Origin of the sequence: Paraburkholderia sp. CNPSo 3281, assembly GCF_024206515.1 — a bacterium.
GTDB classification, from domain to species: domain Bacteria; phylum Pseudomonadota; class Gammaproteobacteria; order Burkholderiales; family Burkholderiaceae; genus Paraburkholderia; species Paraburkholderia nodosa.
Genome location: NZ_JAMBPS010000161.1, coordinates 1 through 1,036, shown reverse-complemented (window position 1 = coordinate 1,036; position 1,036 = coordinate 1). Strand labels below are relative to the sequence as shown.

The 1,036-nt window shown below is 56.9% G+C and carries 1 protein-coding gene; it reads right to left on the bottom strand.

Translation table 11 applies throughout. From position 1 onward, the window contains the following. Window positions 1-1,036: esterase/lipase family protein (locus tag M3I56_RS40665; protein WP_375541887.1), on the bottom strand; the 1,036-nt coding region annotated here is incomplete at both ends.

Sequence of the window (1,036 nt, the reverse complement as noted above, 5' to 3'; positions counted from 1 at the left end):
CATCAGGTTATATTGCATATAGATGGGATCGCCCCCACTGCGCTGGAGCAGCGACTGGCTGCCCGTCCCGCTGTCCTGTATTACCTGTCCATTTTCGAGGTTCTCGACTTTCGCATATGAATCGGTCCACTTCAGCACCGGATTCAGCTTGCTCTCCCAGACGACATCACCCCAGGTCCTGTGCTTCTCATCGTCACCGTAGAACGCATAGGTGGCGCGATGAAATTTCCCCCGCATCGCTTCATGGAATGGCTGTACCTGCTCCGTTATTAAGGAAACGTATGCGGCCCAGTCTGCATCGATGCGCGTCTTAGCCGCATCCAGCGGGTTGATCAGCTTGTCATTGACGAGACTCCACCACTGCCCACGTCGCAGATACACCTCCGCATAAGGATCGGCCAGTGGCAGTGAGGTCTGCTCCTTGCCGTTCCTCAGTTTGAGCCACCCCATCCCGTACTCCACGGCCGGAAGCAGTTGCAGCGGCCCCGGAGACTGCGCAAACACCGGTGTCATCGTGGAATTGTCCGGCCCGAGGACCGGGCCAGCAGCCCCTTCGCTGCCGGACGTGACACGCTTGTAGGCCGTCGCTGACCCCGTGGTTGGCATCACGCCGCGGACGATCCCCAGTACCTTGTCACGATGCCCATCGACTTCCGAGTAATACCGTGCCACGAGCCCCCCCATGGAATGGGTAACGATAATGACTTTCTCGCAGAGCTTGTTCTGCTTCTTGTAGTAGTCGGTAAACTCCTTGATCTTGGCCGCAAGATGCTTTGCTGAATCCGCATTGGATTGCAGCCAGTTGTATCCGACCGCGTGAACCGGCATGTAATACTTGTATGACAGCGCAACTTCATCGTATGACAGCACACTCACGCCCGGTGCATCGGCCACAAGTTTTTTCATAAGGCTCGCCCGGAAACCTGCCTTGCACTCATGCGCATCGTTCAGTGCATTTTCCAGGAAGGGAAGGAACGTTCCATAACTCATCTTCGCCACCGTCCCCCAGCCTCGACGGCGCAGTTCCACCTCACTC